The sequence below is a fragment of the Mycolicibacterium komossense genome (genome assembly GCF_025822605.1).
GTDB classification, from domain to species: domain Bacteria; phylum Actinomycetota; class Actinomycetes; order Mycobacteriales; family Mycobacteriaceae; genus Mycobacterium; species Mycobacterium komossense.
This window is the reverse complement of sequence record NZ_JACKTY010000029.1, coordinates 342,830-366,522: the sequence shown is the minus strand read 5'-3', so window position 1 is coordinate 366,522 and position 23,693 is coordinate 342,830. Positions and strand designations below refer to the sequence as shown.

Sequence of the window (23,693 nt, the reverse complement as noted above, 5' to 3'; positions counted from 1 at the left end):
CGGGTACCGCGATGCTGGCCCGCGCGGAGGACACCCTGGCACTGGGCGAGCGGCTCGGGCGCGAACTGAGGGCCGGTGACGTGGTAGTGCTGTCAGGGCCACTCGGTGCGGGAAAGACGGTGCTGGCCAAAGGAATTGCCTCCGCGATGGATGTCGACGGGCCGGTGACATCGCCGACGTTCGTGTTGGCGCGATTGCACCGCGCTCGCCGACCGGGCGCGCCGGCGATGGTGCATGTGGACGTCTACCGGCTGCTCGATCATGCCGCCGCGGACTTGCTGGCCGAGCTCGACTCGCTCGATCTCGACACCGATCTCGATGACGCGGTCGTTGTCGTGGAGTGGGGTGAAGGGCTCGCCGAGCGACTCTCCGACCGGCACCTGGACATCCAGTTGGAGCGTGGCGACGAATCCGAGATGCGCACGGCGACCTGGCGCTGGAGCCGGCCATGACCCGCACCGTGCTGGCGATCGACACCGCCACCCCTGCCGTGACCGCTGGGATCGTCCGGGTCGCCGGAGCCGACATCGAGGTTCTGGCAGAGTTCGTCACGCTGGACGCTCGGGCACATGCGGAATGCCTGACTCCCAATGTGCTTGCTGCCCTGGCTGAGTGCGGCCTCACGATGGCCGATCTCGATGGCGTCGTTGTCGGGTGCGGGCCGGGACCGTTCACCGGGTTGCGGGTCGGGATGGCCACGGCGGCGGCGTACGGCCATGCCCTCGGGATTCCCGTACGCGGTGTGTGCAGCCTCGACGCGATCGGGGGACTCACCGCCGGTGAGGTTCTGGTGGTGACCGACGCCCGCCGCCGGGAGATTTACTGGGCGCGCTACCGCGACGGTGTCCGGGTCGAAGGACCCGCGGTGGACGCGGCGGCCGAGGTGCCCGCCGGTGCCGCCCGGGCGGTCGCAGGTTCACCCGAGCACGCGGCGCTATTCGATCTGCCGCGGCTGGCCGGCACCTACCCGACCTCGGCGGGACTTGTTGCGGCGGTTTCTGATTGGGACGTCGAGCCAGATCCGCTGGTGCCGCTGTACCTGCGCAGGCCCGATGCGAAGACCTTGGTGGAACGGGGCGTGGCACCATGACCCAGGGTCTGGAACCCGTCACCATCGACGCGCTGACCCGTGCCGACGCCGACCGGTGCGCCGAGTTGGAGGCGCAGTTGTTCGACGGCGATGATCCGTGGCCTGCCCAGGCGTTCTTGAATGCCCTGCGGACGCCGCATGACCACTACGTCGCGGCCCGTGAGGGCACGACGATGATCGGCTACGCCGGGATTGCCCGCCTCGGGCGGCGCGCACCGTTCGAATACGAGGTGCACACCATCGGGGTGGACCCCGCCTATCAGGGGCGCGGCGTAGGTAAGGCGCTGCTGGACAATCTGCTCGCGTTCGCCGGCGGCGGAGCGGTGTTCCTCGAAGTGCGGACCGACAACGCCCCGGCGATCGGGCTCTACGAGCGCAACGGATTCGTCGTCGTCGGCGTACGGAAACGCTATTACCGGGTCAGCGGTGCCGACGCCTTCACGATGCGTCGCAAGCCGGAAGGAGAGCAATGACCGTCATTCTGGCGATCGAAAGCTCCTGCGACGAAACAGGTGTCGGGATCGCGCGGCTGGACGCGGACGGGGCGGTGACCCTGCTGGCCGACGAGGTGGCCTCCAGCGTCGACGAACATGCGCGGTTCGGCGGCGTGGTGCCCGAGATCGCGTCGCGGGCACATCTTGAGGCTCTCGGACCGACGATGCGCCGAGCCCTTGAGGTCGCCGGGATAGCCAAACCCGATATCGTCGCCGCCACCATCGGGCCCGGTCTGGCGGGCGCGCTCCTGGTGGGAGTGGCGGCGGCCAAAGCGTATTCCGCCGCCTGGGGGGTGCCGTTCTACGCGGTCAATCATCTCGGTGGGCATCTGGCCGCCGATGTATTCGATCACGGCCCGCTGCCGGAGAGTGTGGGTCTGCTGGTCTCTGGCGGGCACACCCACCTGCTGCATGTGCGGTCGCTGGGGGAGCCCATCGTCGAGATCGGCACCACCGTCGACGACGCGGCGGGGGAGGCCTATGACAAGGTCGCCCGCCTGCTGGGGCTGGGCTATCCCGGCGGGAAGGTGCTCGATGACCTCGCTCGCACCGGTGACCGCGGCGCGATTGTGTTTCCCCGCGGGATGACCGGTCCGCGAGACGATCCCAATGCCTTCAGTTTCTCCGGGCTTAAGACGGCCGTCGCGCGGTATGTCGAGAAGAACCCGGACGCCTCGACCGCTGATGTCGCCGCCGGATTCCAGGAGGCCGTCGCCGACGTGCTGACTATGAAGGCGGTCCGGGCCGCCACCGAACTCGGCGTCTCGACCCTGCTGATCGCCGGTGGGGTGGCGGCCAACTCCCGACTGCGTGAACTGGCCGAAGAGCGCTGCGCGGCTGCCGGGCTGACGCTGCGGGTTCCGCGGCCGCGGTTGTGCACCGACAACGGTGCGATGATCGCCTCCTTTGCCGCCCATCTGCTGGCGGCGGGTGCCACGCCGTCGCCGCTGGATGTGGCGAGCGATCCGGGTCTGCCGGTGGTGCGGGGCCAGGTGGCCTAGCGGCACGACGAGCGCCGAGGTACGAGGGGCGCAGTTCGGATCTGAGCCGAGACCCGACCCTTGAGCATTAGCACTCGCGTGTATAGAGTGCTAGGTGGCAAGCGGACAACCTCAGTGCCGGCACCCGCGACGACGGCATCGGGGGCATGGACGAATGCCGAACACCTGTAATGCTCGAAATTGTGTGAGGTCTCGGGGATAACCCCGAGCCACATCCTGAATCTAGTGAAGGGGCTCCATCGTGGCGAGCGTCAATATCAAGCCACTCGAGGACAAGATCCTCGTTCAGGCCAACGAGGCCGAGACCACGACCGCATCCGGTCTGGTCATCCCTGACACCGCCAAAGAGAAGCCGCAGGAAGGCACCGTCGTCGCAGTTGGCCCCGGCCGCTGGGACGAGGATGGCGAGAAGCGGATTCCGCTGGACGTGTCGACCGGTGACGTCGTGATCTACAGCAAGTACGGCGGCACCGAAATCAAGTACGGCGGCGAGGAGTACCTGATCCTCTCGGCCCGCGACGTGCTGGCTGTCGTCTCCAAATAATACGACCGTGTGATCCGCCCCGGACGTCCCCGCATCTTCGTGCGGGCGGTGTCCGGGGCGGCGCACGTTTGCCACCAATTCCGCACAGGGAAAGAAACTTATGAGCAAGCAGATTGAGTTCAGCGAAACCGCACGTCGTGCCATGGAGGCCGGCGTCGACAAGCTCGCCGACGCGGTCAAGGTGACCCTGGGTCCCCGCGGCCGCCATGTAGTACTGGCCAAGGCCTTCGGTGGCCCCACGGTCACCAACGACGGCGTCACCATCGCCCGCGAGATCGACCTGGAAGACCCGTTCGAAAACCTGGGTGCCCAGCTGGTCAAGTCGGTCGCGACCAAGACCAACGATGTTGCCGGTGACGGCACCACCACCGCCACCGTGCTCGCGCAGGCCATTGTCAAGGCCGGACTGCGCAATGTCGCGGCAGGCGCCAACCCGATCGCCCTCGGCTCGGGTATCAGCAAGGCCGCCGACGCGGTGTCCGAAGCCCTGCTGGCCGGGGCCACCCAGGTCACCGACAAGGTGTCGATCGGTCAGGTCGCCACCGTCTCCTCGCGTGACGAGGAAGTCGGCGAACTGGTCGGCGAGGCGATGACCAAGGTGGGCGCCGACGGCGTCGTCAGTGTCGAGGAGTCCTCGACACTGAACACCGAACTGGAAATCACCGACGGCGTCGGGTTCGACAAGGGCTTCCTGTCGGCCTACTTCGTCACCGATTTCGACCTGCAGGAGGCCGTCCTCGAAGACACGCTGATCCTGCTGCACCGCGACAAGATCAGCTCGTTGCCGGATGTGTTGCCGCTGTTGGAGAAGGTTGCCGAGTCGGGCAAGCCGCTGCTGATCATCGCCGAAGATGTCGAGGGAGAGGCGTTGTCGACCCTGGTCGTCAACGCAATTCGCAAGACGCTCAAGGCAGTTGCCGTCAAGGCGCCGTTCTTCGGTGACCGTCGCAAGGCGTTCCTCGACGACCTCGCCGTGGTCACCGGCGGCCAGGTGGTCAACCCTGACGTCGGTCTGCTGCTGCGCGATGTGGGGCTCGACGTGCTCGGCACGGCGCGGCGCGTCGTAGTGAGCAAGGACGAGACGGTCATCGTCGATGGCGGTGGCAGCAAGGAAGCCGTCGACGGTCGCGCCGCCCAGCTGCGCGCCGAGATCGAAGCCACCGACTCCGACTGGGATCGCGAGAAGCTCGAAGAGCGACTGGCGAAGCTGGCCGGCGGCGTGGCGGTCATCAAGGTCGGCGCTGCCACCGAGACCGCGCTCAAGGAGCGCAAGCACCGAGTGGAAGACGCGGTCGCTGCGGCCAAGGCCGCGGTCGAGGAAGGCATTGTCGCCGGCGGCGGTTCCGCGCTGGTGCAGGCCGGCGCGAAGCTGAAGGATCTGCGCGCATCGCTGTCCGGCGACGAGGCCCTGGGTGTGGATGTCTTCTCCGCTGCCCTGTCGGCGCCGTTGTACTGGATTGCCACCAACGCTGGTCTCGACGGCTCCGTCGTGGTCAACAAGGTCTCCGAGTTGCCTCTCAATCACGGTTTCAACGCCGCGACCCTGACCTACGGCGACCTGGTGGCCGACGGTGTCATCGATCCGGTCAAGGTGACCCGCTCTGCGGTGCTCAACGCCGCTTCGGTGGCGCGGATGATCCTGACCACCGAGACCGCGGTCGTCGACAAGCCGGTCGAGGCTGTGGACGACGGCCACGGGCACGGCCATCACGGCCACGCCCACTAGGAACGTCTTGACGAAGCACCCCCGGCCAGCTGGCCGGGGGTGCTTTCGTTTCGGCCCTGCCGTGTGAGGTGTTCGGACCGGACCGCGGTTCCGCTCAGCTGGGTCGAGCCGCCGGGTCCGCGCGCAGCGGGGAGCTGGTAACGGCGTGTGCTCAGTCTCACTGACGAGCCGGTCGATCATAGGAGCTGCCAGGAGTAAACTCAGCTTTGCTCCTTACATGGTCGCCGTTGACTTAGTCCGGCTCTGACTGTGCGAGTGAAAATCGAAAAGCGTTGAATGACAGCAAGTGTGGCGAGGAGGGCAGTGTGGTGGAGTTGACCCGGGATCGCGCGGGCCACCCCTGGCGGGCACGGCAGCGTGAGATTTTGACTCGGATCGTTCGGGAAACCGATCCGCCCACCGGCAGTCTGCCGCGATTGGCCAAGGCCGACAGTCGTGAACTCGACGAGGCCTACAGCGCGCGGGTGGGGGAAGTCCTCGATCTGGCCGGGAACATCGGTGCCATTCTGATGGCATCCGGAATGCCGGCGACCGCCACGATGGATCAGGTGACGGGCATCGCCGCGGCGTACGGGATCGGGCGCTGCGAAGTCGATGTCATCAACACGACGATTCACATCGCTGCCTACCGTGGGCCCACCTCGCCGGCAGCCACCACGTTGCACACCGTGCGATCCCGCTCGATGGATTTCAGCCGGCTCGCGGCTGTCGACCGGCTGATCGCGCGCATCCGTGCAGGTGAGCTGTCGTCGTCGACGGCCCGCGACGAACTGGATGCCATCATCACCGCGCCGCACCCCTACAAGCGCTGGGTCGCCACCCTCGCCTGGGGTGCGCTGGCCTTCTTCACGGCGGGAACTCTCGGGGCGAGTTTGCTGGCGTGTTTCGTCAGCGCTCTCAGCGCGATGACCATCGACAGGGTCAATCGGCGGCTGAACCGGCACGGACTCCCGTTCTTCTTCCAATACGCGGTCGGCGGTGCCATCGCGACCGCCCCGCCGCTGGTGCTCTACTGGCTCAGTCCCAAGCTGGGACTGCATTTCGAACCGACGGTGGCGATCGCTGCTGGTCTTGTCGTACTTTTGGCCGGTCTCTCGCTGGTCGGCTCGGTCGGCGACCTCATCTCGGGCGCCCCGGTCACCGCTGCGGGTCGCTTCTTCGAATTGGTCATGATGACTGCCGCGACGATCGCCGGCGTAGCGCTGGTGCTGCACCTCGCCAACCGGTTCGGCGCGCCGTTCGTCGCCATCAGTGCCGAGGCGCCACCTGCGCTGGCAGAGTTGCCGGCGCGCGTTGCCTTCGGTGCGGCGAGCGCGGCAGCGTATGCATTGGCCTGTTATGCCGAACGGACTGCTGCGGTGGCCGCGGCGTTCGGTGGCGCGGCGGGCACCATCGCGTTTCTGCTGACGCAGGGGCTCGGGCTGGGCGCCGTGGTCGCATCGTTTGCCGCGGCAGTGCCGATCGGCCTGGTCGGCCGACTGATGGAGCGCCGCAGTCTTGCGCCTCCGTTGGTGGTGTCGATCGCGGGTATCGTGCCGCTGCTGCCAGGCCTTGCCCTATTGCATGGCATCTACGCCATTCTCAATGACCAGCACGCTGTCGGGTTCGCATCGGTGCTGAGTGCCATGGCGATCGGTAGCGCCCTCGCGGCCGGCGTCACGCTGGGGGAATGGAGCTTCTGGAAGGTTCGCCGACGTCGTGTGATGGCTCGAGGCGTAAGTCGCTGACACCGCACAAAAGGAGGGCCCATTCCGTGACCGGGATGGGCCCTCCTGGCGACTCCGTGTGGTCAGGCCGTGCGGCGAATGCCCCGTTTCAGCAACAGTTCGCGCTCGGACTCGGACAGTCCACCCCAGATGCCGTAGGGCTCACCGACAGCGAGGGCGTGTGACCTGCATTGGGTGATCACTGGGCAGCGTCGGCACATTTCCTTGGCGCGCATTTCACGCTGCGCCCGGGCACGGCCGCGTTCTCCGTCGGGGTGGAAAAACATCGCGGAATCGACGCCCCGGCAAAGTCCTGACATCTGCCAATCCCAGATGTCGGCATTCGGGCCGGGAAGCTGCTGCGGCTGTGGCATTTGGAAAACCCCTCTCCCCGCGCATGTTTGACACCGCGTGAGTTGTGGAACCGATCCGAGTGCTGTCGCCGATGACTACTCGTGAAGACAAAGTAGGGCGGTGCAGGAAACTCCGTCAATAGGCTGCATATGTGCGAAATGACATAAGCGCAGCCTGAGAATTTACATCACGTTCATCCTTGGACGAGTTTCGCGACGAGTTCGATGGTAGGACCGGTCACCATGGGTCGAGCGATCTTGTATATCCGCAGCTCAGATTCGTGCGCGTGTCATGCGCATTTCCTAGCATCCAGTAGGTAGTTGATCTGTTCGTAACATTGAGACGATGAACTGTTAACTATTGCCCGCGTCAAAACCCTATCCAAGTGGTTGGTACCGTCCGCGTCGGTGACAACTCCCGCTGATCCGCCCACGCCAATCGGTGACTTGGCGACCTTGCAGGCGGCCGCCTTCGGTAGCGATCCCAGCCGGTGGCCTTTGCCGGCAGCCACGACGCCGATGCAGCGGTGGATACGTGCCGTGGCTGCGGGAGGGCAGGGGCACTACGCCGTCGCCCACACAGAACTGTCAGCCCTACGTAGGGCGCAACCCTATGGACCGCTCGCCTCGCTGGCGTCCAGCACGCAGGGTTCGCTGCTGCGGCAACTCGGCTGGCACACGCGGGCCCGCGGGTGGGACGGCCGCGCCCTGGCCCTTGCCGGTGGGCACCCCGAGGCGCGGATCGACGCGCTCGTCGGTCTGGCCGCCGATGCGCTCGGCATCGGCCGGTTCGCCGTGTCGGCCACACTGCTGCGCCGAGCTGAGGCCGAACTCGCCGGATCGGACCTTTCGGAGTTTTCGGGTCTTTGGGAGTCTTCGGCATCTTGGGAGGCGTCGGTGACCCGGCTTCCGATCCGGCTGGCCTGGGTCTCTGCGGAACTGGCCATGTCGACCGGAGACGGCGCCACCGCCGTGCGGCACGCCGAGCGAGGCGTCGCAATGGCAGACTCTGCTGGCACTTCGGCGCGCCATCGCGTCAAGAGCAATGTGGTGCTGGCCGCCGCACTGTGCAGTTCAGGATGTCTGGACAAGGCCAGGGCTATCGCCGACCTGGAGTTGGAGATCACCGGCCACCTGGGGTTGATACCGCTGCGATGGGCCTTGGCGTCCTTGCTGGACAGCATCGGAAGCGGTTCGCGCACCGAGCGGGAAGTCCAAACCATCAAGGACGCCGCAGCGCAAGCGGTGCGACGACGCGGCGGGATCTGGAGCCACCGCTAACGGTCTTCGGGGTCTCTGATCGCTATTGTTTAGCTGTGCCGCACCGCCGGGATGTGTCCGGTTCGTAACGTTGGAGATATCGCCGTCGATGACAATTCCAGGAGAGCGTCTCGACGCTGTCGTTGCTGAGGCAGTGGCGGGAGATCGAGATGCGCTTCGGGAAGTGCTGGAGACCATCCGCCCGGTTGTGGTTCGGTATTGCCGAGCTCGCATCGGAACCGCGGAACGCAGCGGTCTTTCAGCTGATGACGTGGCTCAGGAGGTGTGCTTGGCCGCCATGATGGCGCTGCCGCGCTACCAGGATCAGGGACGACCGTTCCTGGCCTTTGTGTACGGCATTGCAGCGCACAAGGTAGCTGACGCGCACCGCGCGGCAGGGCGCAATCGCGCCGAGCCGACCGAGGTCGTGCCGGAGCGCGCTTCCTATGAAGCCGGACCCGAACAACTCGCCATCAACACCGACGCAGGGGAGCGGATGAACGCTCTACTGCAGCTTCTGCCGGAAAAGCAGCGCGAGATCCTGATTCTGCGCGTCGTCGTCGGGCTGTCGGCCGAAGAGACCGCCGACGCCGTCGGAAGCACCCCGGGCGCGGTCCGGGTGGCTCAGCACCGCGCGCTGGCGCGGCTGAAGACCGAAGTCGTGGCGACGGGATATGACCGTGGCTGATTTCGGACGGCGCTCATCGGGCGGGGAGTCCCTGGACGCCATCGCCCGTACTGACCAACTCCTGGATGCGATCGCCACCGAGCGCCGCGTCCAGCCCGCTGATGCCGACGAAGCCGAGCTGTTCGCCCTGTTGGCGGATTGGCGCGATGAGGTCCGTTGGCCCCCGGCCACCGACCTGGTCACCGAACGCGAGGCCGCGGCCGCGCTGCGCGACGGCGTGAACTCGAAGCCGGCCAAGCGTGGCGGGCACCGCGGTCTGACGATCGTGGCGTCGCTCGCCGCCGCCGTGCTGTGCATCGGCGGGTTCGGTGCGGTGGTCAGTGGCGCCGGTCCGGGCGATCCGCTGTACGGACTGCGCACAGCACTGCTGGGGGAACCGCAGACCGTGCGTGACGACCGCGTGGCGCTGGCTGCGCAGCAGGAGATGGCTCAGGTCCAGACCTTGATCGACAACGGTGACTGGGCGCAGGCCCAGCAGAAACTCGCGTCGGTCAGCACGTCGGTCCAGGGCGTCGACGACACCGCGCGCAAGCAGAACTTGATCGACCAATGGAATCAGTTGGCGGTCAAGGTCGATCAGCGCGACCCGGCGGCGACCGTGCCGCCGAGTGCGGCGCCGGGACCGCTGGAACAACTGACTCTCCCGTCGCTGCCGGAGACGCTGCCCGCGATCACGTTGCCCTCGTTGCCCGAGACGCTGCCGGCGATCACATTGCCCTCGCTGCCGGAGACGCTGCCGGCGATCACATTGCCCTCGCTGCCGGACTCCTTGCCGTCGATGACGTTGCCGTCCTTCACGTTGCCGTCGCTGCCGGAGACATTGCCGTCGATGACGTTGCCGACGCTGCCGCAGACCCTGTTCCCGGGATCGCCGTCATCGGGACCCTCGCCGCAGCAGACCGTCAGCGCCCCGCCGCCGGTGGTCACGACGACCACTGCGCCGCCGAGTAGCAGCGCACCGTCATCGACTTCGTCGTCCGCCTCAGCGTCGACTTCGTCAGCGTCGTCGCCACCCTCGTCGACCGCGCCGACGTCTGCCGCACAGTCACCGGCGGCTGCCACGACCACCCCGCCCGCGACGACGTCCCTCGTCACTCCGACGACGACTACCACCACCACACTGCCGACCGCGGCGCCCCGTGCCGCGGAGTCGCAGACGGTCGAGGCCCCGGCAGCGCCGAGCGTCGCTCAGACGGCGCCGCAGCGCGCCCCGGATGTGGTGACCACGACGATGCCCCGGCCGATATTGCAGCTGCCCTTATCGGGCGGGAACTGAACGAAGGTCCGTTCGGCCCTCAGCGATATCCGTCACTTTCTGAGGCGGCTTCGTTGAGCGATGCGTCGGCATAACCGCGGCAGTAGTCCCAGGTCACATACGAATCAGGTTCGGGATCATAGGCCGGCTCGTGCGGGCGGACCGTGCCGTCGACGAGCAGCTGCAGCAGGTTCGCTCGCAGCATGTCCCAGTCGTGATAGTGATCCTGCTGGCATTCGTCGCAGCACACCACCAAGCCGCGAATTCCCTTGTGTGCCAACAACGCTTCGTAAACAGCGAGGTCGGCAAGGTCGGCCTCTACCGCGGATCGCTCCTGCGGGTCGAGTGGTTGCCCGGGCTCGATCGCATCCAGTGCCGCTGACGGGTCACAGGGGTCGTCAGCGAAGGGGTCGGGCGGCAAACCCGGTGGGAGGTGGTCGCGCACGTCTCTACAGTACGCAGCCACGCTGGAATCGCGCCAGCGCACCTCGGTGTGTTCGCCGAGCGTGGCGCAGGTGCCGGGCGGGCCCGGAACGGTCGGAGCAGCCGATAGGATGGGGCATTCGCTCCGCTCGTTTGTGGAGGCATGTTTGCTCCAGGCATGCCTGATGGAGGCCCCACTGATGTCTCAACCTTTTTCCGACGCCAAAGGCAGTGCCGGAACAGCCCTGCGCGTGCGCGCCAACGGCTTCCCCGACGACGCCGTCTTGACGGGCGGTGACGACCCCCACAAGATCGCGATGCTGGGTCTGACGTTCGACGACGTCCTGCTGTTGCCTGCCGCCTCTGATGTGGTGCCTGCGACCGCGAACACCTCCAGCCAGGTGACAAAGAAGATCCGCCTCAAGGTGCCGCTGGTCAGTTCCGCGATGGACACCGTGACCGAGTCGCGGATGGCCATCGCGATGGCCCGTGCCGGCGGTATGGGCGTACTGCACCGCAACCTGCCGGTGGCCGAACAGGCCGGGCAGGTCGAGACCGTCAAACGGTCCGAGGCCGGCATGGTCACCGATCCGGTCACCTGCTCGCCGAACAACACGCTGGCCGAGGTCGACGCGATGTGCGCGCGGTTCCGGATCTCCGGGCTCCCTGTCGTCGACGGCTCAGGCGCTCTCGTCGGCATCATCACCAACCGCGATATGCGGTTCGAGGTGGACCAGAACAAGCCGGTCGCCGAAGTGATGACCAAGGCCCCGTTGATCACCGCCCGTGAAGGCGTGACCGCGGACGCCGCCCTCGGCCTGCTGCGTCGCCACAAGATCGAGAAGCTGCCGATCGTCGACGGCAACGGCCGGCTGACCGGACTGATCACCGTCAAGGATTTCGTCAAAACCGAGCAGCACCCCAACGCCACCAAGGACAGTGACGGCCGGTTGTTGGTCGGTGCCGCCGTCGGTGTCGGTGAGGACGCCTGGGTGCGGGCGATGACCCTGGTCGACGCCGGTGTCGACGTGCTGATCGTCGATACCGCCCACGCCCACAACCGGCTGGTGCTCGACATGGTCGGCAAGCTCAAAGCCGAAGCCGGCCATCGGGTCGAGGTCGTCGGCGGTAACGTCGCCACCCGCTCGGGCGCGCTCGCCCTGGTGGAGGCGGGCGCCGACGCGGTCAAGGTCGGTGTCGGGCCGGGCTCCATCTGCACCACCCGCGTGGTGGCCGGCGTGGGCGCACCGCAGATCACTGCGATCCTCGAAGCGGTCGCGGCCTGTAAGGCTGCGGGGGTGCCAGTGATCGCCGATGGCGGGCTGCAGTATTCCGGCGATATCGCCAAGGCGCTGGCCGCCGGCGCGTCGACGGCCATGCTCGGCTCGTTGCTGGCCGGCACCGCCGAGGCACCGGGCGAGTTGATCCTGGTCAACGGCAAACAGTTCAAGAGCTATCGCGGAATGGGTTCATTGGGTGCGATGCAGGGCCGCGGCGCTGCCGGGGCCGTTCGCGGATCGTTCTCCAAGGACCGCTACTTCCAGGACGACGTGCTCTCCGAAGACAAGCTGGTGCCCGAGGGCATCGAAGGCCGGGTGCCGTTCCGCGGCCCGCTGTCGACCGTGATTCACCAGTTGACCGGTGGTCTGCGCGCCGCAATGGGGTATACCGGTGCGGCGACTATCGAAGAGTTGCAGCAGGCGCAGTTTGTGCGGATCACGGCGGCGGGTCTCAAGGAGAGCCATCCGCACGACATCACGATGACTGCCGAAGCGCCGAACTACTACACGCGCTAGGGAACCGCTAGCGATGAGCGCTTGCGCGAAGAGGGGATCCAGTGCGCGACACGGTTGAAATCGGCATGGGCAGAGAAGCCCGCCGGACCTATGAACTCGACGACATCAACATCGTCCCGTCTCGACGCACCAGGTCGTCGCAGGATGTGTCGACGACCTGGCAGCTCGATGCATACCGCTTCGAGATCCCCGTCGTCAGCCATCCCACCGACGCCCTGGTGTCGCCGGAATTCGCCATCGAGCTGGGACGTAGCGGCGGATTGGGTGTCCTCAACGGCGAGGGACTGATCGGGCGGCACGTCGACGTCGAAGCCAAGGTGGCCCAGGTCGTGGAGACCGCGGCGGCGTCCGATGACCCGTCCGCGGCGATCCGGCTGCTGCAGCAGCTCCACGCTGCGCCGCTCGATCCCGAACTGCTCGGTGCGGCCGTGGCGCGTATCCGCGAGGCCGGGGTGACCACGGCTGTCCGGGTCAGCCCGCAGAACGCGCAGTCGCTGACGCCGGCGCTGGTGGCGGCCGGTATCGATCTGCTGGTCATCCAGGGCTCCATCATCTCTGCCGAGCGCGTTGCGTCCGACGGCGAACCGCTGAACCTCAAGACCTTCATCTCCGAACTCGACGTTCCGGTGGTGGCCGGCGGCGTGCTCGACCACCGCACCGCCCTGCATCTGATGCGCACCGGCGCCGCCGGCGTCATCGTCGGTTACGGGTCGACGTCGGGTGTCACCACCAGCGACGAGGTGCTCGGCATCAGCGTGCCGATGGCCACCGCGATTGCCGACGCCGCCGCCGCTCGCCGCGAGTACCTCGACGAGACCGGCGGCCGCTACGTGCATGTGCTTGCCGACGGGGATATCCACACCTCAGGTGAACTGGCCAAGGCCATCGCGTGCGGTGCCGACGCCGTCGTGCTCGGCACTCCGCTGGCGGCAGCGTCCGAGGCGCTCGGTGACGGCTGGTTCTGGCCGTCCGCGGCTGCGCACCCGTCGCTGCCGCGTGGTGCACTGCTGCAGATCGCAGTGGGTGATCGGCCGTCGTTGCGGCAGGTGCTGACCGGCCCCTCCGATGATCCGTTCGGCACGCTGAACCTGGTCGGTGGTCTGCGCCGGTCGATGGCCAAAGCCGGGTATTGCGATCTCAAGGAATTCCAGAAGGTCGGCCTGGCCGTCGGGTCCTAAGCTTCCTCGCGAGCAGACACAAAGTCCCCTTTTTGCCGCCAGTATCGGGGTGATTTGCGTCTGCTCGCGGGACGGCATACTTAGGGTTACCTTTCTAGATTGTTACCCGCCGGTAAGTTCATAATGGCGTGATGGAACCGGACTACGACGTTCTGATTATCGGATCGGGTTTCGGGGGCTCTGTGAGCGCTTTGCGGCTCACGGAAAAGGGCTACCGCGTCGGTGTACTGGAGGCGGGCCGACGCTACGAGGACCTCGATTTCGCGAAAACCTCCTGGAACCTGCGCAAGTTTCTGTGGGCGCCGCAGTTCGGGATGTACGGCATCCAGCGCATCCATCTGCTGCGCAACGTGATGATCCTGGCGGGCGCCGGCGTCGGTGGGGGATCGCTGAACTACGCGAACACGCTGTACGTGCCGCCGGACCCGTTCTTCAACGACCCGCAGTGGAAGGGCATCACCGACTGGCGCGACGAGCTCATGCCGCACTACGACCAGGCGCAGCGGATGCTCGGCGTCGTGACGAACCCGACGTTCACCGACGCCGACCGGATCATGAAGGAAGTCGCCGATGACATGGGCGTCGGGGATACCTTCGTGCAAACGCCGGTCGGGGTGTTCTTCGGTGCCGACGGCGAGAAAACGCCCGGCAAGACCGTGCCGGACCCGTACTTCGGCGGCGCAGGGCCGGCGCGGACCGGGTGTCTGGAGTGCGGCGCGTGCATGACCGGCTGCCGGTTCGGCGCCAAGAACACCCTGCTGAAGAACTATCTCGGCTTGGCGGAGTCGGCTGGGGCGGACATCCATCCGCTGACCATGGTCAAGAGCTTCGAGCAGCGGGCCGACGGACTCTGGGAGGTCCGGACTGCGCGCACAGGTAGCAAACTGCGCCGACAGCGCAAGACGTTCACCGCGCGGCACGTGGTCCTCGCGGCAGGCACCTATGGCACGCAGAAGCTGCTGTTCAAGATGCGCGATACGGACCGGCTGCCCAAGCTGTCCGACAAGCTGGGCACGCTGACCCGGACCAACTCGGAATCCATCGTGGGTGCGGGCCGGCTGGCAGTCTCCGACGACCTCGACCTGACCCATGGCGTGGCGATCACGTCATCGATCCATCCGACCGCGGATACGCACGTCGAACCCTGCCGCTACGGCAAGGGCTCCAACGCCATGGGACTGCTGCAGACGTTGATGACCGACGGCGCCGGGCCGCAGGGCACCGACGTGCCGCGCTGGAAGCAGCTGTTCCAGAATGCCCGATCCGACTCGAAGGGCACGTTGCGGCTGCTCAACCCGACGCGCTGGAGCGAGCGCACCGTGATCGCGCTTGTCATGCAGAACTTGGACAACTCGATCACGACGTTCACCAGGAAGACCAAGCTCGGGTTCCGCATGCTCGACAGCAAGCAGGGCCACGGCGAGCCGAACCCGACTTGGATTCCGGTGGGTAACGAGGTCACGCGGCGAATCGCCGAAAAAATCGACGGCGTGGCCGGCGGCACCTGGGGTGAGCTGTTCAACATTCCGTTGACGGCACATTTCCTCGGCGGTGCGGCGATCGCGGAGACTCCCGACCGTGGTGTCATCGACCCCTACCAGCGGGTGCACGGGTATCCGACGCTGTCGGTCATGGACGGGTCCGCCATCTCGGCGAACCTCGGGGTGAATCCGTCGCTGAGCATCACCGCCCAGGCGGAACGTGCGGCATCGTTGTGGCCCAACAAGGGGCAGGCCGACCAGCGCCCCGCCCAGGGTGAGCCGTATCGGCGGCTGGCACCCATCGCACCCGAGCATCCGGTGGTGCCCGCCGACGCTCCCGCGGCGTTGCGCCGGCTGCCGATCACCCCGGTCACCTCGGCGGGCTAGCCGACTGTTATATCGCTGTGAATACGCTGCTCAGCAGTGGTGCGACGGCTGCGGCTGGTTACCGTGAGCCATGTCAATCGAGGCTCCTAAGAGTGCGCAACACCATCGGTCGCTCGACCCGGCTCTGCTCAAGCACGCCGAGGAACGGGCCAACAGCCTGCAGAACCGGGTCGCCGACCAGATCACCACATTCGCCGGGTCGATGGCGTTCGTCTATCTGCACATCGTCTGGTTCGTCGTCTGGATTGTGTTCGGCACGCTGATCGGGTTCGACTCCTACCCGTTCGGGCTGCTGACCATGATCGTCTCGCTGGAGGCGATTTTTCTGTCCACCTTCGTCATGATCAGCCAGAATCGTGCGGACTCGAAGCGCCAGGTGATTGCTGATCACCAGTGGCAGCTGGTTCAGGAAGAGGACAAGCAGAACTGCCAGTTGATCGAGTTGTCCCAACAGATTCTCGAACTGACCAAAGCGGTGCACCAATATATGGGCGCCAACCCGGTGCAGAACCACCAGTCGGTGGCTGTCGTGGACGGAGAATCCGCCGGTCACCACTAGACTGGGCCAGTGGAATCCGGATCGTCCTCGTCACCGCGCCCTGTGCTTGTCGTCGATTTCGGCGCGCAGTACGCCCAGCTGATCGCCCGCCGGGTGCGGGAGGCGCGGGTGTTCTCCGAAGTCATCCCGCATACCGCCACCGTCGAAGACATCAAGGCCAAGGACCCGCAGGCGATCGTCTTGTCCGGTGGCCCGGCCAGCGTCTACGCCGACGGTGCCCCGCAGCTCGACCCTGCGCTGTTCGACCTCGGGGTTCCGGTGTTCGGCATCTGCTACGGATTTCAGGCGATGGCGCAGGCCCTCGGCGGTACCGTCGCCCACACCGGCACCAGCGAGTACGGTCGCACCGAGCTGAAAGTCGTTGGCGGCGATCTGCATTCAGGATTACCGGAGATGCAGCCGGTGTGGATGAGCCACGGCGACGCTGTCACGGTCGCGCCGGACGGATTCGATGTGGTGGCCACCAGTACCGGCGCGCCCGTCGCGGGATTCGAGAACCGGGTCCGCCAATTGGCGGGTGTGCAGTACCACCCCGAGGTGATGCACAGCCCGCACGGCCAGCAAGTGCTCAGCCGCTTCCTGCACGAATTCGCCGGGATCGACGCCGCGTGGACGCCAGCCAATATCGCCGACGCTCTCGTCGAGCAGGTGCGTACGCAGATCGGCGACGGTCACGCGATCTGCGGCCTCTCCGGCGGAGTGGATTCGGCAGTGGCGGCGGCCCTGGTTCAGCGGGCCATCGGTGACCGCCTGACATGCGTGTTCGTCGATCACGGGCTGCTGCGCGCGGGTGAACGGGAGCAGGTGCAACGCGATTTCGTCGCGGCCACCGGCGCCAAGCTGGTCACTATCGACGCCGAAGAAACCTTCCTCAACGCGCTCTCTGGTGTGACCAACCCGGAAGGCAAGCGCAAGATCATCGGCCGCGAATTCATCCGCGCCTTCGAAGGTGCGGTGCGCGACGCCATGGCGGACACCCCGGACTCTGCGGAGACGGAGTTCCTGGTGCAGGGCACGCTCTATCCCGACGTGGTGGAGTCCGGCGGTGGTACCGGTACTGCCAACATCAAGAGTCACCACAATGTCGGCGGCCTACCCGCTGATCTCAAGTTCAAGCTCGTCGAGCCGCTGCGCCTGCTGTTCAAGGACGAAGTGCGCGCGGTCGGGCGGGAGCTGGGCCTGCCCGAGGAAATCGTTGGGCGCCAACCCTTCCCGGGCCCTGGCCTCGGTATTCGCATCGTCGGTGAAGTCACCGCTGAGCGGCTCGATACCCTGCGCAGGGCTGACTCGATCGCCCGCGAAGAGCTGACCGCGGCCGGCCAGGACGCGCAGATATGGCAGTGCCCGGTGGTCTTGCTCGCAGATGTTCGTTCTGTCGGTGTGCAGGGCGACGGTCGCACCTACGGGCATCCGATCGTACTGCGGCCGGTCTCCAGTGAGGACGCCATGACCGCGGACTGGACGCGGGTGCCTTACGAAGTGCTGGAACGTATTTCGACCCGAATCACCAACGAGGTGCCGGAGGTCAACCGGGTGGTGCTGGACATCACCAGCAAGCCGCCGGGCACCATCGAGTGGGAGTAATTGCTCGGCGCGAGGGCGGTGGGATTACACGTGTCCCACCGGTCACTCGACCGAAGTCGGGTGTCCTTCTGCCCGTTTAGCGAGCGAATCTGCGTCAGCGCTTCGGTGAATGTCGCTCCAAGCGGGCCAACTCAGGTCGCCGAAGTTCACGCCAGCAGATTCAAGTGGCGAGGCGTTGCTGCGTCGCTTCTCTGTTGGCACTCAAAATTGGTGTAAACGCGATTCGCGCGTCCTAGTTATAGCCTTTAGATGGGTTTGCTCGAAGCAGATATCGATGGTCTGGTCGTGCTGGAAGCAAGGTGCGACTCGCCGGCGGCCGAGACCGGCACAGTCAGCACCGCAGCCGAACCCGGCCCCATTGCCGGCCCCAGCACCGATAGCGGTGTCTTCACCGGAGCCACTACCTTTTCCCAGCTTGCCGAGCCCAACGATAGGGGCAGGGGCTCCGCCAGTCGCCCCGGAGGACATCGGCGTAATCGGTGTGATCGGCGGTATCGGCATCGGGATATTGGCCGGAATCGGAGAGTTGGGTAAGTGGGTGCTTAGCCCATGACGAGCAATGGCTCAGTCGATCTGCCGTCGGAGGAGTGGGGCAGGGTTTCCACCGCCTCATCATTGGTAGGTTTGGTATCGCGGTATGTCATTGATCTACAACAACTTTCGAGAGAGCAGATGCCCGGCTGGCTCGTAGGCCTGGATCTCCCGGCGGGTTGGCGCTCGGGCCGACTTGAAGGCAGATCGGGCCAACCCTGGCGGATTTCCGTCTGCGGCCCGCAGCCCGACGGTGGAAGGGATGGTTGCGAGACGATCGCAGTGTACGGATACTCCGGTGCTGTAGCTTCGAAAATGCTGTTGGAGCTCGCAGGCTGCACGTTGGTCGACCTCGGGGCTGTCGATATCGAAACAGTGCCGTTGGTGTCGTCTCCTGCAGACAGGATTGGTGCGGTTCGCAGCACCGGTTGCTTTGCGGCTGCGGGCCTTTGGATTTGGGCTCAGCACAGCTATTTCGCGGCGAGAACTTCGGTTCCAGGACGTGGGATTCTCATTCAGCAATCCGTGTTCGTTGAATCGAGCCGACGTGCTGTCTTGGGTCCGGACGTCGCGATGTTGAGCAATGTCGTGCTCAATGCCTTTGTTGGCGCGGCCGGCTCAGGTCCCTGATGCGCTGTTGAGGCGCTTTCGAGCGGTAGCGCAATCATGTTCACCCTTAGTGGTCAGATTGAGCCAGCAGGCCCACTGCCAAGTGTCGGGATCGTTGTAACCGTCGATGTACATATCGCGGAGGCGCTGAATCGAAGCAGGCAGTGGCGTATTCCAGGGCTCGAAACGGGCGCCGTTATCTATCAGGTTTCCAATGACGAACAGCCGCTCGCCGACCAAGGTGTCGATGAGATTCATGGGCTTTCTCTGCACGTCCTGTAAGGGTGCTTTTCCATTGGCTTGGGCAACTTCGTAATGAACGCGTTCGAGTGGCACCCGGTCCACCAGCCCGTGGAGTAGGACCTTGTCGCGCGCGCCCGATTTGTCCAGCACATAGCGGTGGTACCGGCGCGTAATGACTTGACTAGTCATTTGGTCGTGGTGGTATTACCCGCAGGTGTTCATTCGTTCAGTCGATTCAATCGAGTGTGTCTGGGTCAGCAACCGCACCAGCATCGTGAGCAGGTCGGCGATCAGGTTGTCCACGCCGACGGCGTGCGCGGATCTCCTGGAGGGCCGCAATGAGCTGAGAGCAGACGACGGATCTGGCGGCAGCTTCGGCTGACTTGCTACTCGACTTCGGCGCGGAGTGCGCGAAGCCCTTTAGTCAGATGCCACCGCAAATCTGACCTAACTCGGTGCGACCGGGGTTTCGGGCTCCATGTCGTAGGAGTGCTGGATCTGATCGGGCCGGCTACCGAGCCCATCGGTGGTCTTCTTGCCCCACGGAGCCTCGATCAGACTCTTCGTCTCTTCGATCATCGATTTGGGCTCGAGGTTGCGATAGGCGTCGACTTCTCCTGCGGCGACCGCGGTCATGGTGGCGTACACCGGCTCTGGGTCGAATTGCGCTCGGGGGAACGCGAGCTTGGAGTAGTCGAAGAGTCGTTGTGACGCGTCGTCCTCCCAGCTTTCGTGTGTCTGGAACATGCGGTCGTTGAAGCCGGTGAGGAAGGGGCCGGGGTTGACTGTGGCGATCTCGATCCCGAACTCCTGCAATTCGAGCTTCATCGTTTCGGCGATCGCTTCCACGGCATGCTTGGAGGCGGCATAAATGCCAGTGAACGGGTTGACGTTGAGGCCTTCGCGCGAGGAAACCCAGACGATGCGGCCCGCACCACGTCTGATCATCTGCTTGGCGATCCCCTGGGTGAGTAGCAGAGGCCCGGTGACGTTGACTTCCCACTGGTTGCGGATGTTCGCTGCGGGAATGTCGACCACCGAACCGCCCTCGCCCACACCGGCGTTGTTCACGAGAATCTCGACATCCCACCCCAGTGCCTTACGGCGGTCACCGTCGTTGGTGACATCGAGTTTCTCGACCTGTAACGCGACGCCTCGTTCGGCCGCCTGGCGCTTGAGTGTCTGGACCTGGGCGTAGATCTCGACGGCGGCGATGACGTCGAATCCCTTCTCGGCCAATCGCATTGCGACTTCGAGCCCGAATCCAGTGCCCGCACCGGTGATCAGTACTTTCGTCAACCTCGATGGGCTGGTCATGGCCGTCGGTCCCGTTCTGGTGGTGGTGAATGTCGCTGCTGCCAATGTAGATCCGGATGGCTCCGCGCGCCCCGTCCTCCGTCTTTTGCAGCGCATTCACAGCGGACCCCAAGTAGGTGATCACCGGATGTCCCAAAGATTCGTGAGGAGGGCGATTCGAACATGCGCTACGTTTTCGCGCAGAACTCGCCGATCCGACGCAGAATCATGTACATGGATCCCTTGGCCGCGGACAGCTTCGATCGACGCATCATCGACCAGCTTCGTATCGACGGCCGTAGATCGTTCGGCGAGATCGGTCGTTACGTGGGGCTCAGCGAAGCCGCCGTACGGTCCCGCTACAACCGGCTGCGCAAGCTGGGGATCGTGCAAGTGGTCGGCATGCCCGACGCGACCAGGCTGGGAGAGGTCGAGGCCCACGTCTCGATCCGGGTCCGCGGAGTAACCGTTGCCAGCGTCGCTCGCCAGCTGTCGGCGCACCCCGAGGTCAAGTTCGTCGGTGCCGCGCTCGGGGCTTACGACCTCGTGCTCGATGTGCGCTGCGCCGACAACGAGCATCTGTCGACGTTCGTGCATGAGACCGTGCGACGGATCCGGGGGATCGAGCGACTCGAGACGGTGATGGTCCTCGAGATTCTCGAGGACTCCTATCTGTGGGCAGGTTTTCGCGATGCGGTCGACCGGCAAAACTAACCCGGAGGCGATGCTGTCGATCCCTGTCCGACGCCGCCTCGCAGTCCGACCCACGAATAGTCCTTGAACAACTCGGTGAGTAGGTACAGGTCGATGGTGGCCACGCCGGGGATGCGACGGACGTCGTCGAGCAGTACGCGGACCTGGCTGATGTCGCGGCACGTGCCTTCGGCGTAGACGTCGCGGGAACCCGTACAGAGCGCCACGTGATTGATCGGCGGCATCGACGTGAGCGCCACCGCCACGGAGCGAGGCGTGTGGTCGCGCACCTCGATCATCAGCCGCAACGACTGGTGGCCCAGCGTAATCGGATTGCACAACGCGACGATCCGCAGTGCTTGCAGCTCTTGCAGTTTCGCGACCCGACCACGCACGGTCGCTTCGCTGACCTCGAGTTCGGCGGCCATCGAGGTGAAGGTCCGGCGGCCGTCACGGCCGAGCATCGCGATGATGGCACGGTCGGTGTCGTCGAACATGGAACCATCACCGCCTCGCGACGAGCTTAGCGCCGGGCGTCGGTCACCGGGCAGGGAGGTTCGCGGCGATCGTAAATGCCTCGACGATCATCGCCTCGTTGTCCGCAGGACTGCCGTCCGAGCCGCAGATCACGTCTTCCAACCCGATCCGGGCCTCTACGCCGTCCTCGACGGCTGCGCGGAGCACGGGCCACGCGGTCTGGTCGAAGCCGTGGTACAGGATCGAGCAGGTCGTGCCCGCGGCCCGCAGCACCCCGGCGATCTCGCGACACTCGGCGACCGCCTGCTGCGCGTCCTCGGTCTCGGGTTCGATGAGGATCCGTACGTTGTCGTGCAGCGTCGGTGACTCGAGCAGGCTGGGGACGTCGTCCATCGACCACACCGCGCTCTCCAGGACGATGCCGCGCGACAGTACCAACTGGGCAGCTTCGGCGGCGCCCTCCTCGGAGAACGCGACCGAGGCGAAATCGGGCAGCGCGCCGTCGGGCCACCCGGACACGAAGCGCATACGCTCCTCGTGTCCACTGCACGTCCACAGACCGGTTGTGGTCCCGATGATGATCGACGGGTCGGCCGCGCGGACGGCCCGCACCATCGCTGCAACGTCGTCGGGATGGATGCTCTGACCACCGTCGGCCGTGCGCGCGTGAGCGTGCACCACGGCAGCGCCCAGGGCGACGGATTTCGCGGCTTCGAGCGCGATCTCCTCGGGCGTCAGAGGAACCGTGGGGGCCTCGCTGCGAGTGCGCCCACCGTTGACCGCAGCCTTCAGGAACATGAAACCAACTCCTCGTCGTGCGGCGCCGTCAGGCGCCGGGAAGTGACATGATCGTCGTCGTCGCACCGGTCTCGTCGCCGAGCCGCGCGCCAGCACGGACCCTCTCGATGAGTTCGGGCTCTTCGGCGTCGTCTTGCAGCGCGATGTCGATGATCGCCGCGAGAACGCTTGCGCCAGCTGCGAAGACGCCATTGGCATCGGCGAGCACGACGTCTCCGGGTGCAATCGAGACCCCACCCACCACCACGCCGACGTGATGTCCGCCGGCGTCGATGCCCTGCAGTTTCGTGGTCAGCATGCTGAGCCCGTACGCGTGTACCGGAATGCCGATTTCGGCGATCTCGTCGATGTCGGTGACAACGCCGTCGACGACGATCCCGCGCGCCCCGCGCGCCGCCGCCGCGGCGGCGATGACGAGCCCTACCGGGGCATGGCGCCGGTCGCCGCCGGTGTCGATCACCAGCACGTCACCAGGCTCCAGGTAGCCGACGGCATGGTGCAGCATCGTCGAGTCCGTCGCCGTGGTGCGAACGGTCACCGCCCGGCCCACGACGCGGCCGGATCCGGCGAGCCGTACCAGAGCGGGGTCGACGAATCCCTCCTCGAGGTAGTGCCCGAGTGTCGGAAACGAGACGCGTTCGAGCTTGTCCAGCAGCGCGCCGTCCACCTGCGACGGCCCGGGGTTGAGAGTGATCGGCATGTCAATCCCTTACTGTCATCGCCAGTGCGACCCGGCGATTGTCGAGTGCCGGCAAGGTGAGCCGGACTGCTTGCGTGCGTGCCGCCGAGACGTCGACGACGGCGATGGCTTCGCGTTCTTCACCGAGTGACGCCTTCACGATGCCGAGCGGGTCGACGAGCAGAGAGTCACCGATGCAGTTCTCGGCGATGCTGCCCGCCGCCGCCACCCAGACGGTGTTCTCAATCGCGCGAGCGCGCACGAGCGTCTCCCAGTGATCGGCTTTGCGGGGCCCCGCGAGCCAGGCCGCGGAAATCGAGATGAGGTCCGCGCCTTCGGAGATGAGATGGCGTGCCAGCTCCGGGAAGCGGAGGTCGTAGCAGTTCACCAGGCCGACCCGCAGTCCGGCGAGTTCCACCACTGGTGGCAGCACCGGCCCGGGCGTCACATACTTCGACTCCTGGTAGGCGAAGGCGTCGTACAGGTGCAGCTTCCGGTATCGGGCGGCGACACCGCCTTCGGGAGTCACTGCGATGAGGGTGTTGTTGGGCCGTGTCGTCCCGTTGGGCTCGTAGCCGCCAGCGATCACCGCAATGCCATGCGTGGCAGCAAGTTTGGCGATGAACGTCTCGAACCGTGGCCACGTCGCGTCCACGACCTCGGACAACGGTTTGTCCAGTCCGTCGACCGTCATCATCGCTTCCTCAGGGAACACGATGAGGCCGGCGCCTTCGGCGGCGGCCTGCGCCGTCAGGCGATCGATCGCGGCGAGGTTTCCGTCGACGTCGGTGGTTGGGCCGAACTGCGCAATGGCGACGCGCATGACCGCTCCTTCCTGGGTA

24 protein-coding genes are annotated in these 23,693 nt (G+C 65.8%); 16 read left to right on the top strand and 8 right to left on the bottom strand.

The features are described from left to right. Positions 1 to 11 precede the first annotated feature (11 nt). The 7 genes from tsaE (at position 12) to H7J73_RS15155 (ending at position 6,582) form a co-directional block, all read left to right on the top strand. Complete coding sequence (gene tsaE, locus H7J73_RS15185) at positions 12 to 452, top strand: tRNA (adenosine(37)-N6)-threonylcarbamoyltransferase complex ATPase subunit type 1 TsaE (RefSeq protein ID WP_264068538.1); 441 nt, start codon at positions 12 to 14, stop codon at positions 450 to 452. Continuing rightward, positions 449 to 1,090: a tRNA (adenosine(37)-N6)-threonylcarbamoyltransferase complex dimerization subunit type 1 TsaB gene (gene tsaB, locus H7J73_RS15180; protein ID WP_264068280.1), complete on the top strand. Its 642-nt coding sequence runs from the start codon at positions 449 to 451 to the stop codon at positions 1,088 to 1,090. Before tsaE ends, tsaB begins: the two co-directional genes overlap by 4 nt. Then, positions 1,087 to 1,563, top strand: a complete 477-nt coding sequence (gene rimI / locus H7J73_RS15175) for a ribosomal protein S18-alanine N-acetyltransferase (RefSeq protein WP_264068279.1) — start codon at positions 1,087 to 1,089, stop codon at positions 1,561 to 1,563. The genes tsaB and rimI overlap by 4 nt, the downstream gene beginning before the upstream one ends. After that, a complete protein-coding gene (tsaD, locus tag H7J73_RS15170; protein WP_264068278.1) occupies positions 1,560 to 2,585 on the top strand; it encodes a tRNA (adenosine(37)-N6)-threonylcarbamoyltransferase complex transferase subunit TsaD in 1,026 nt (341 codons plus the stop codon). The genes rimI and tsaD overlap by 4 nt, the downstream gene beginning before the upstream one ends. A gap of 241 nt (positions 2,586 to 2,826) precedes the next feature. Further along, the gene (groES, locus tag H7J73_RS15165; RefSeq protein ID WP_264068277.1) at positions 2,827 to 3,129 is read left to right on the top strand and encodes a co-chaperone GroES; all 303 of its coding nucleotides are present in this window, start codon (positions 2,827 to 2,829) and stop codon (positions 3,127 to 3,129) included. 100 nt (positions 3,130 to 3,229) lie between these two features. After that, a complete protein-coding gene (groL, locus tag H7J73_RS15160; protein ID WP_264068276.1) occupies positions 3,230 to 4,855 on the top strand; it encodes a chaperonin GroEL in 1,626 nt (541 codons plus the stop codon). A 365-nt stretch (positions 4,856 to 5,220) separates the two neighbouring features. Then, the gene (locus tag H7J73_RS15155) at positions 5,221 to 6,582 is read left to right on the top strand and encodes a threonine/serine exporter family protein (protein WP_264068275.1); all 1,362 of its coding nucleotides are present in this window, start codon (positions 5,221 to 5,223) and stop codon (positions 6,580 to 6,582) included. A 62-nt stretch (positions 6,583 to 6,644) separates the two neighbouring features. Here H7J73_RS15155 and H7J73_RS15150 read toward each other — a convergent pair whose 3' ends face one another. After that, positions 6,645 to 6,935, bottom strand: coding sequence for a WhiB family transcriptional regulator (locus H7J73_RS15150; RefSeq protein WP_264068274.1), 291 nt, complete (start codon positions 6,933 to 6,935; stop codon positions 6,645 to 6,647). Between the two features lie 387 nt (positions 6,936 to 7,322). On the opposite strand from H7J73_RS15150, the gene H7J73_RS15145 reads away from it, so the two are divergent. The 3 genes from H7J73_RS15145 (at position 7,323) to H7J73_RS15135 (ending at position 10,138) form a co-directional block, all read left to right on the top strand. Beyond that, on the top strand, positions 7,323 to 8,195 hold the full coding sequence (locus H7J73_RS15145) for a hypothetical protein (protein ID WP_435405499.1): 873 nt from the start codon (positions 7,323 to 7,325) through the stop codon (positions 8,193 to 8,195). Positions 8,196 to 8,283: 88 nt separating this feature from the next. Beyond that, positions 8,284 to 8,862 carry a sigma-70 family RNA polymerase sigma factor gene (locus tag H7J73_RS15140; RefSeq protein WP_264068273.1) on the top strand — a complete coding sequence of 193 codons (579 nt, stop codon included), beginning with the start codon at positions 8,284 to 8,286 and terminating at the stop codon, positions 8,860 to 8,862. Further along, entirely contained in the window at positions 8,855 to 10,138 is a 1,284-nt protein-coding gene (locus H7J73_RS15135) for an anti-sigma-D factor RsdA (protein ID WP_264068272.1), read from the top strand. Before H7J73_RS15140 ends, H7J73_RS15135 begins: the two co-directional genes overlap by 8 nt. A gap of 19 nt (positions 10,139 to 10,157) precedes the next feature. Here the strand turns inward: H7J73_RS15135 and H7J73_RS15130 are convergent, their stop codons facing one another. Next, positions 10,158 to 10,562 (bottom strand): DUF5319 domain-containing protein, encoded by a 405-nt coding sequence (locus H7J73_RS15130; RefSeq protein ID WP_264068271.1) that lies wholly within the window; start codon positions 10,560 to 10,562, stop codon positions 10,158 to 10,160. Positions 10,563 to 10,740: 178 nt separating this feature from the next. Here H7J73_RS15130 and guaB point away from each other — a divergent pair, with 178 nt between their 5' ends. The 5 genes from guaB (at position 10,741) to guaA (ending at position 17,525) form a co-directional block, all read left to right on the top strand. After that, positions 10,741 to 12,336, top strand: coding sequence for an IMP dehydrogenase (guaB, locus tag H7J73_RS15125; RefSeq protein WP_276031271.1), 1,596 nt, complete (start codon positions 10,741 to 10,743; stop codon positions 12,334 to 12,336). Between the two features lie 65 nt (positions 12,337 to 12,401). After that, positions 12,402 to 13,514, top strand: coding sequence for a GuaB3 family IMP dehydrogenase-related protein (locus H7J73_RS15120; protein WP_264068534.1), 1,113 nt, complete (start codon positions 12,402 to 12,404; stop codon positions 13,512 to 13,514). Between the two features lie 131 nt (positions 13,515 to 13,645). Next, positions 13,646 to 15,382 carry a GMC oxidoreductase gene (locus tag H7J73_RS15115; protein WP_264068270.1) on the top strand — a complete coding sequence of 579 codons (1,737 nt, stop codon included), beginning with the start codon at positions 13,646 to 13,648 and terminating at the stop codon, positions 15,380 to 15,382. Positions 15,383 to 15,452: 70 nt separating this feature from the next. Beyond that, the gene (locus tag H7J73_RS15110; protein WP_264068269.1) at positions 15,453 to 15,941 is read left to right on the top strand and encodes a DUF1003 domain-containing protein; all 489 of its coding nucleotides are present in this window, start codon (positions 15,453 to 15,455) and stop codon (positions 15,939 to 15,941) included. Between the two features lie 9 nt (positions 15,942 to 15,950). Next, positions 15,951 to 17,525, top strand: a complete 1,575-nt coding sequence (gene guaA, locus H7J73_RS15105; protein ID WP_264068268.1) for a glutamine-hydrolyzing GMP synthase — start codon at positions 15,951 to 15,953, stop codon at positions 17,523 to 17,525. A gap of 1,149 nt (positions 17,526 to 18,674) precedes the next feature. Here the strand turns inward: guaA and H7J73_RS15100 are convergent. Both H7J73_RS15100 and H7J73_RS15095 read right to left on the bottom strand, forming a co-directional pair. Further along, positions 18,675 to 19,097 (bottom strand): hypothetical protein, encoded by a 423-nt coding sequence (locus tag H7J73_RS15100; protein ID WP_264068267.1) that lies wholly within the window; start codon positions 19,095 to 19,097, stop codon positions 18,675 to 18,677. A 258-nt stretch (positions 19,098 to 19,355) separates the two neighbouring features. Then, entirely contained in the window at positions 19,356 to 20,225 is an 870-nt protein-coding gene (locus H7J73_RS15095; protein WP_264068266.1) for an SDR family oxidoreductase, read from the bottom strand. A gap of 213 nt (positions 20,226 to 20,438) precedes the next feature. On the opposite strand from H7J73_RS15095, the gene H7J73_RS15090 reads away from it, so the two are divergent. Continuing rightward, the gene (locus H7J73_RS15090; protein ID WP_264068265.1) at positions 20,439 to 20,918 is read left to right on the top strand and encodes an Lrp/AsnC family transcriptional regulator; all 480 of its coding nucleotides are present in this window, start codon (positions 20,439 to 20,441) and stop codon (positions 20,916 to 20,918) included. On the opposite strand, the gene H7J73_RS15085 is transcribed toward H7J73_RS15090, so the two are convergent. Genes H7J73_RS15085 through H7J73_RS15070 form a run of 4 tightly spaced genes read right to left on the bottom strand, consistent with a single transcriptional unit; the run spans position 20,915 to position 23,674 of the window. Beyond that, a complete protein-coding gene (locus H7J73_RS15085) occupies positions 20,915 to 21,394 on the bottom strand; it encodes an Lrp/AsnC family transcriptional regulator (RefSeq protein ID WP_264068264.1) in 480 nt (159 codons plus the stop codon). The genes H7J73_RS15090 and H7J73_RS15085 overlap by 4 nt on opposite strands. Positions 21,395 to 21,437: 43 nt before the next feature. Then, a complete protein-coding gene (locus H7J73_RS15080) occupies positions 21,438 to 22,172 on the bottom strand; it encodes a 3-keto-5-aminohexanoate cleavage protein (RefSeq protein WP_264068263.1) in 735 nt (244 codons plus the stop codon). A gap of 28 nt (positions 22,173 to 22,200) precedes the next feature. Beyond that, complete coding sequence (locus tag H7J73_RS15075; RefSeq protein WP_264068262.1) at positions 22,201 to 22,872, bottom strand: RraA family protein; 672 nt, start codon at positions 22,870 to 22,872, stop codon at positions 22,201 to 22,203. Position 22,873: 1 nt separating this feature from the next. Beyond that, entirely contained in the window at positions 22,874 to 23,674 is an 801-nt protein-coding gene (locus tag H7J73_RS15070) for a carbon-nitrogen hydrolase family protein (protein ID WP_264068261.1), read from the bottom strand. Positions 23,675 to 23,693: the final 19 nt, after the last annotated feature.

Coding starts and splice junctions, on each gene's coding strand:
- tsaE (WP_264068538.1), top strand. CDS start 12: ATGCTGGCCCGCGCGGAGGACACCCTGGCACTGGGCGAGCGGCTCGGG.
- tsaB (WP_264068280.1), top strand. CDS start 449: ATGACCCGCACCGTGCTGGCGATCGACACCGCCACCCCTGCCGTGACC.
- rimI (WP_264068279.1), top strand. CDS start 1,087: ATGACCCAGGGTCTGGAACCCGTCACCATCGACGCGCTGACCCGTGCC.
- tsaD (WP_264068278.1), top strand. CDS start 1,560: ATGACCGTCATTCTGGCGATCGAAAGCTCCTGCGACGAAACAGGTGTC.
- groL (WP_264068276.1), top strand. CDS start 3,230: ATGAGCAAGCAGATTGAGTTCAGCGAAACCGCACGTCGTGCCATGGAG.
- H7J73_RS15150 (WP_264068274.1), bottom strand. CDS start 6,935: ATGCCACAGCCGCAGCAGCTTCCCGGCCCGAATGCCGACATCTGGGAT.
- H7J73_RS15140 (WP_264068273.1), top strand. CDS start 8,284: ATGACAATTCCAGGAGAGCGTCTCGACGCTGTCGTTGCTGAGGCAGTG.
- guaB (WP_276031271.1), top strand. CDS start 10,741: ATGTCTCAACCTTTTTCCGACGCCAAAGGCAGTGCCGGAACAGCCCTG.
- H7J73_RS15120 (WP_264068534.1), top strand. CDS start 12,402: ATGGGCAGAGAAGCCCGCCGGACCTATGAACTCGACGACATCAACATC.
- H7J73_RS15115 (WP_264068270.1), top strand. CDS start 13,646: ATGGAACCGGACTACGACGTTCTGATTATCGGATCGGGTTTCGGGGGC.
- H7J73_RS15110 (WP_264068269.1), top strand. CDS start 15,453: ATGTCAATCGAGGCTCCTAAGAGTGCGCAACACCATCGGTCGCTCGAC.
- H7J73_RS15100 (WP_264068267.1), bottom strand. CDS start 19,097: ATGACTAGTCAAGTCATTACGCGCCGGTACCACCGCTATGTGCTGGAC.
- H7J73_RS15095 (WP_264068266.1), bottom strand. CDS start 20,225: ATGACCAGCCCATCGAGGTTGACGAAAGTACTGATCACCGGTGCGGGC.
- H7J73_RS15090 (WP_264068265.1), top strand. CDS start 20,439: ATGGATCCCTTGGCCGCGGACAGCTTCGATCGACGCATCATCGACCAG.
- H7J73_RS15085 (WP_264068264.1), bottom strand. CDS start 21,394: ATGTTCGACGACACCGACCGTGCCATCATCGCGATGCTCGGCCGTGAC.
- H7J73_RS15080 (WP_264068263.1), bottom strand. CDS start 22,172: ATGTTCCTGAAGGCTGCGGTCAACGGTGGGCGCACTCGCAGCGAGGCC.
- H7J73_RS15075 (WP_264068262.1), bottom strand. CDS start 22,872: ATGCCGATCACTCTCAACCCCGGGCCGTCGCAGGTGGACGGCGCGCTG.
- H7J73_RS15070 (WP_264068261.1), bottom strand. CDS start 23,674: ATGCGCGTCGCCATTGCGCAGTTCGGCCCAACCACCGACGTCGACGGA.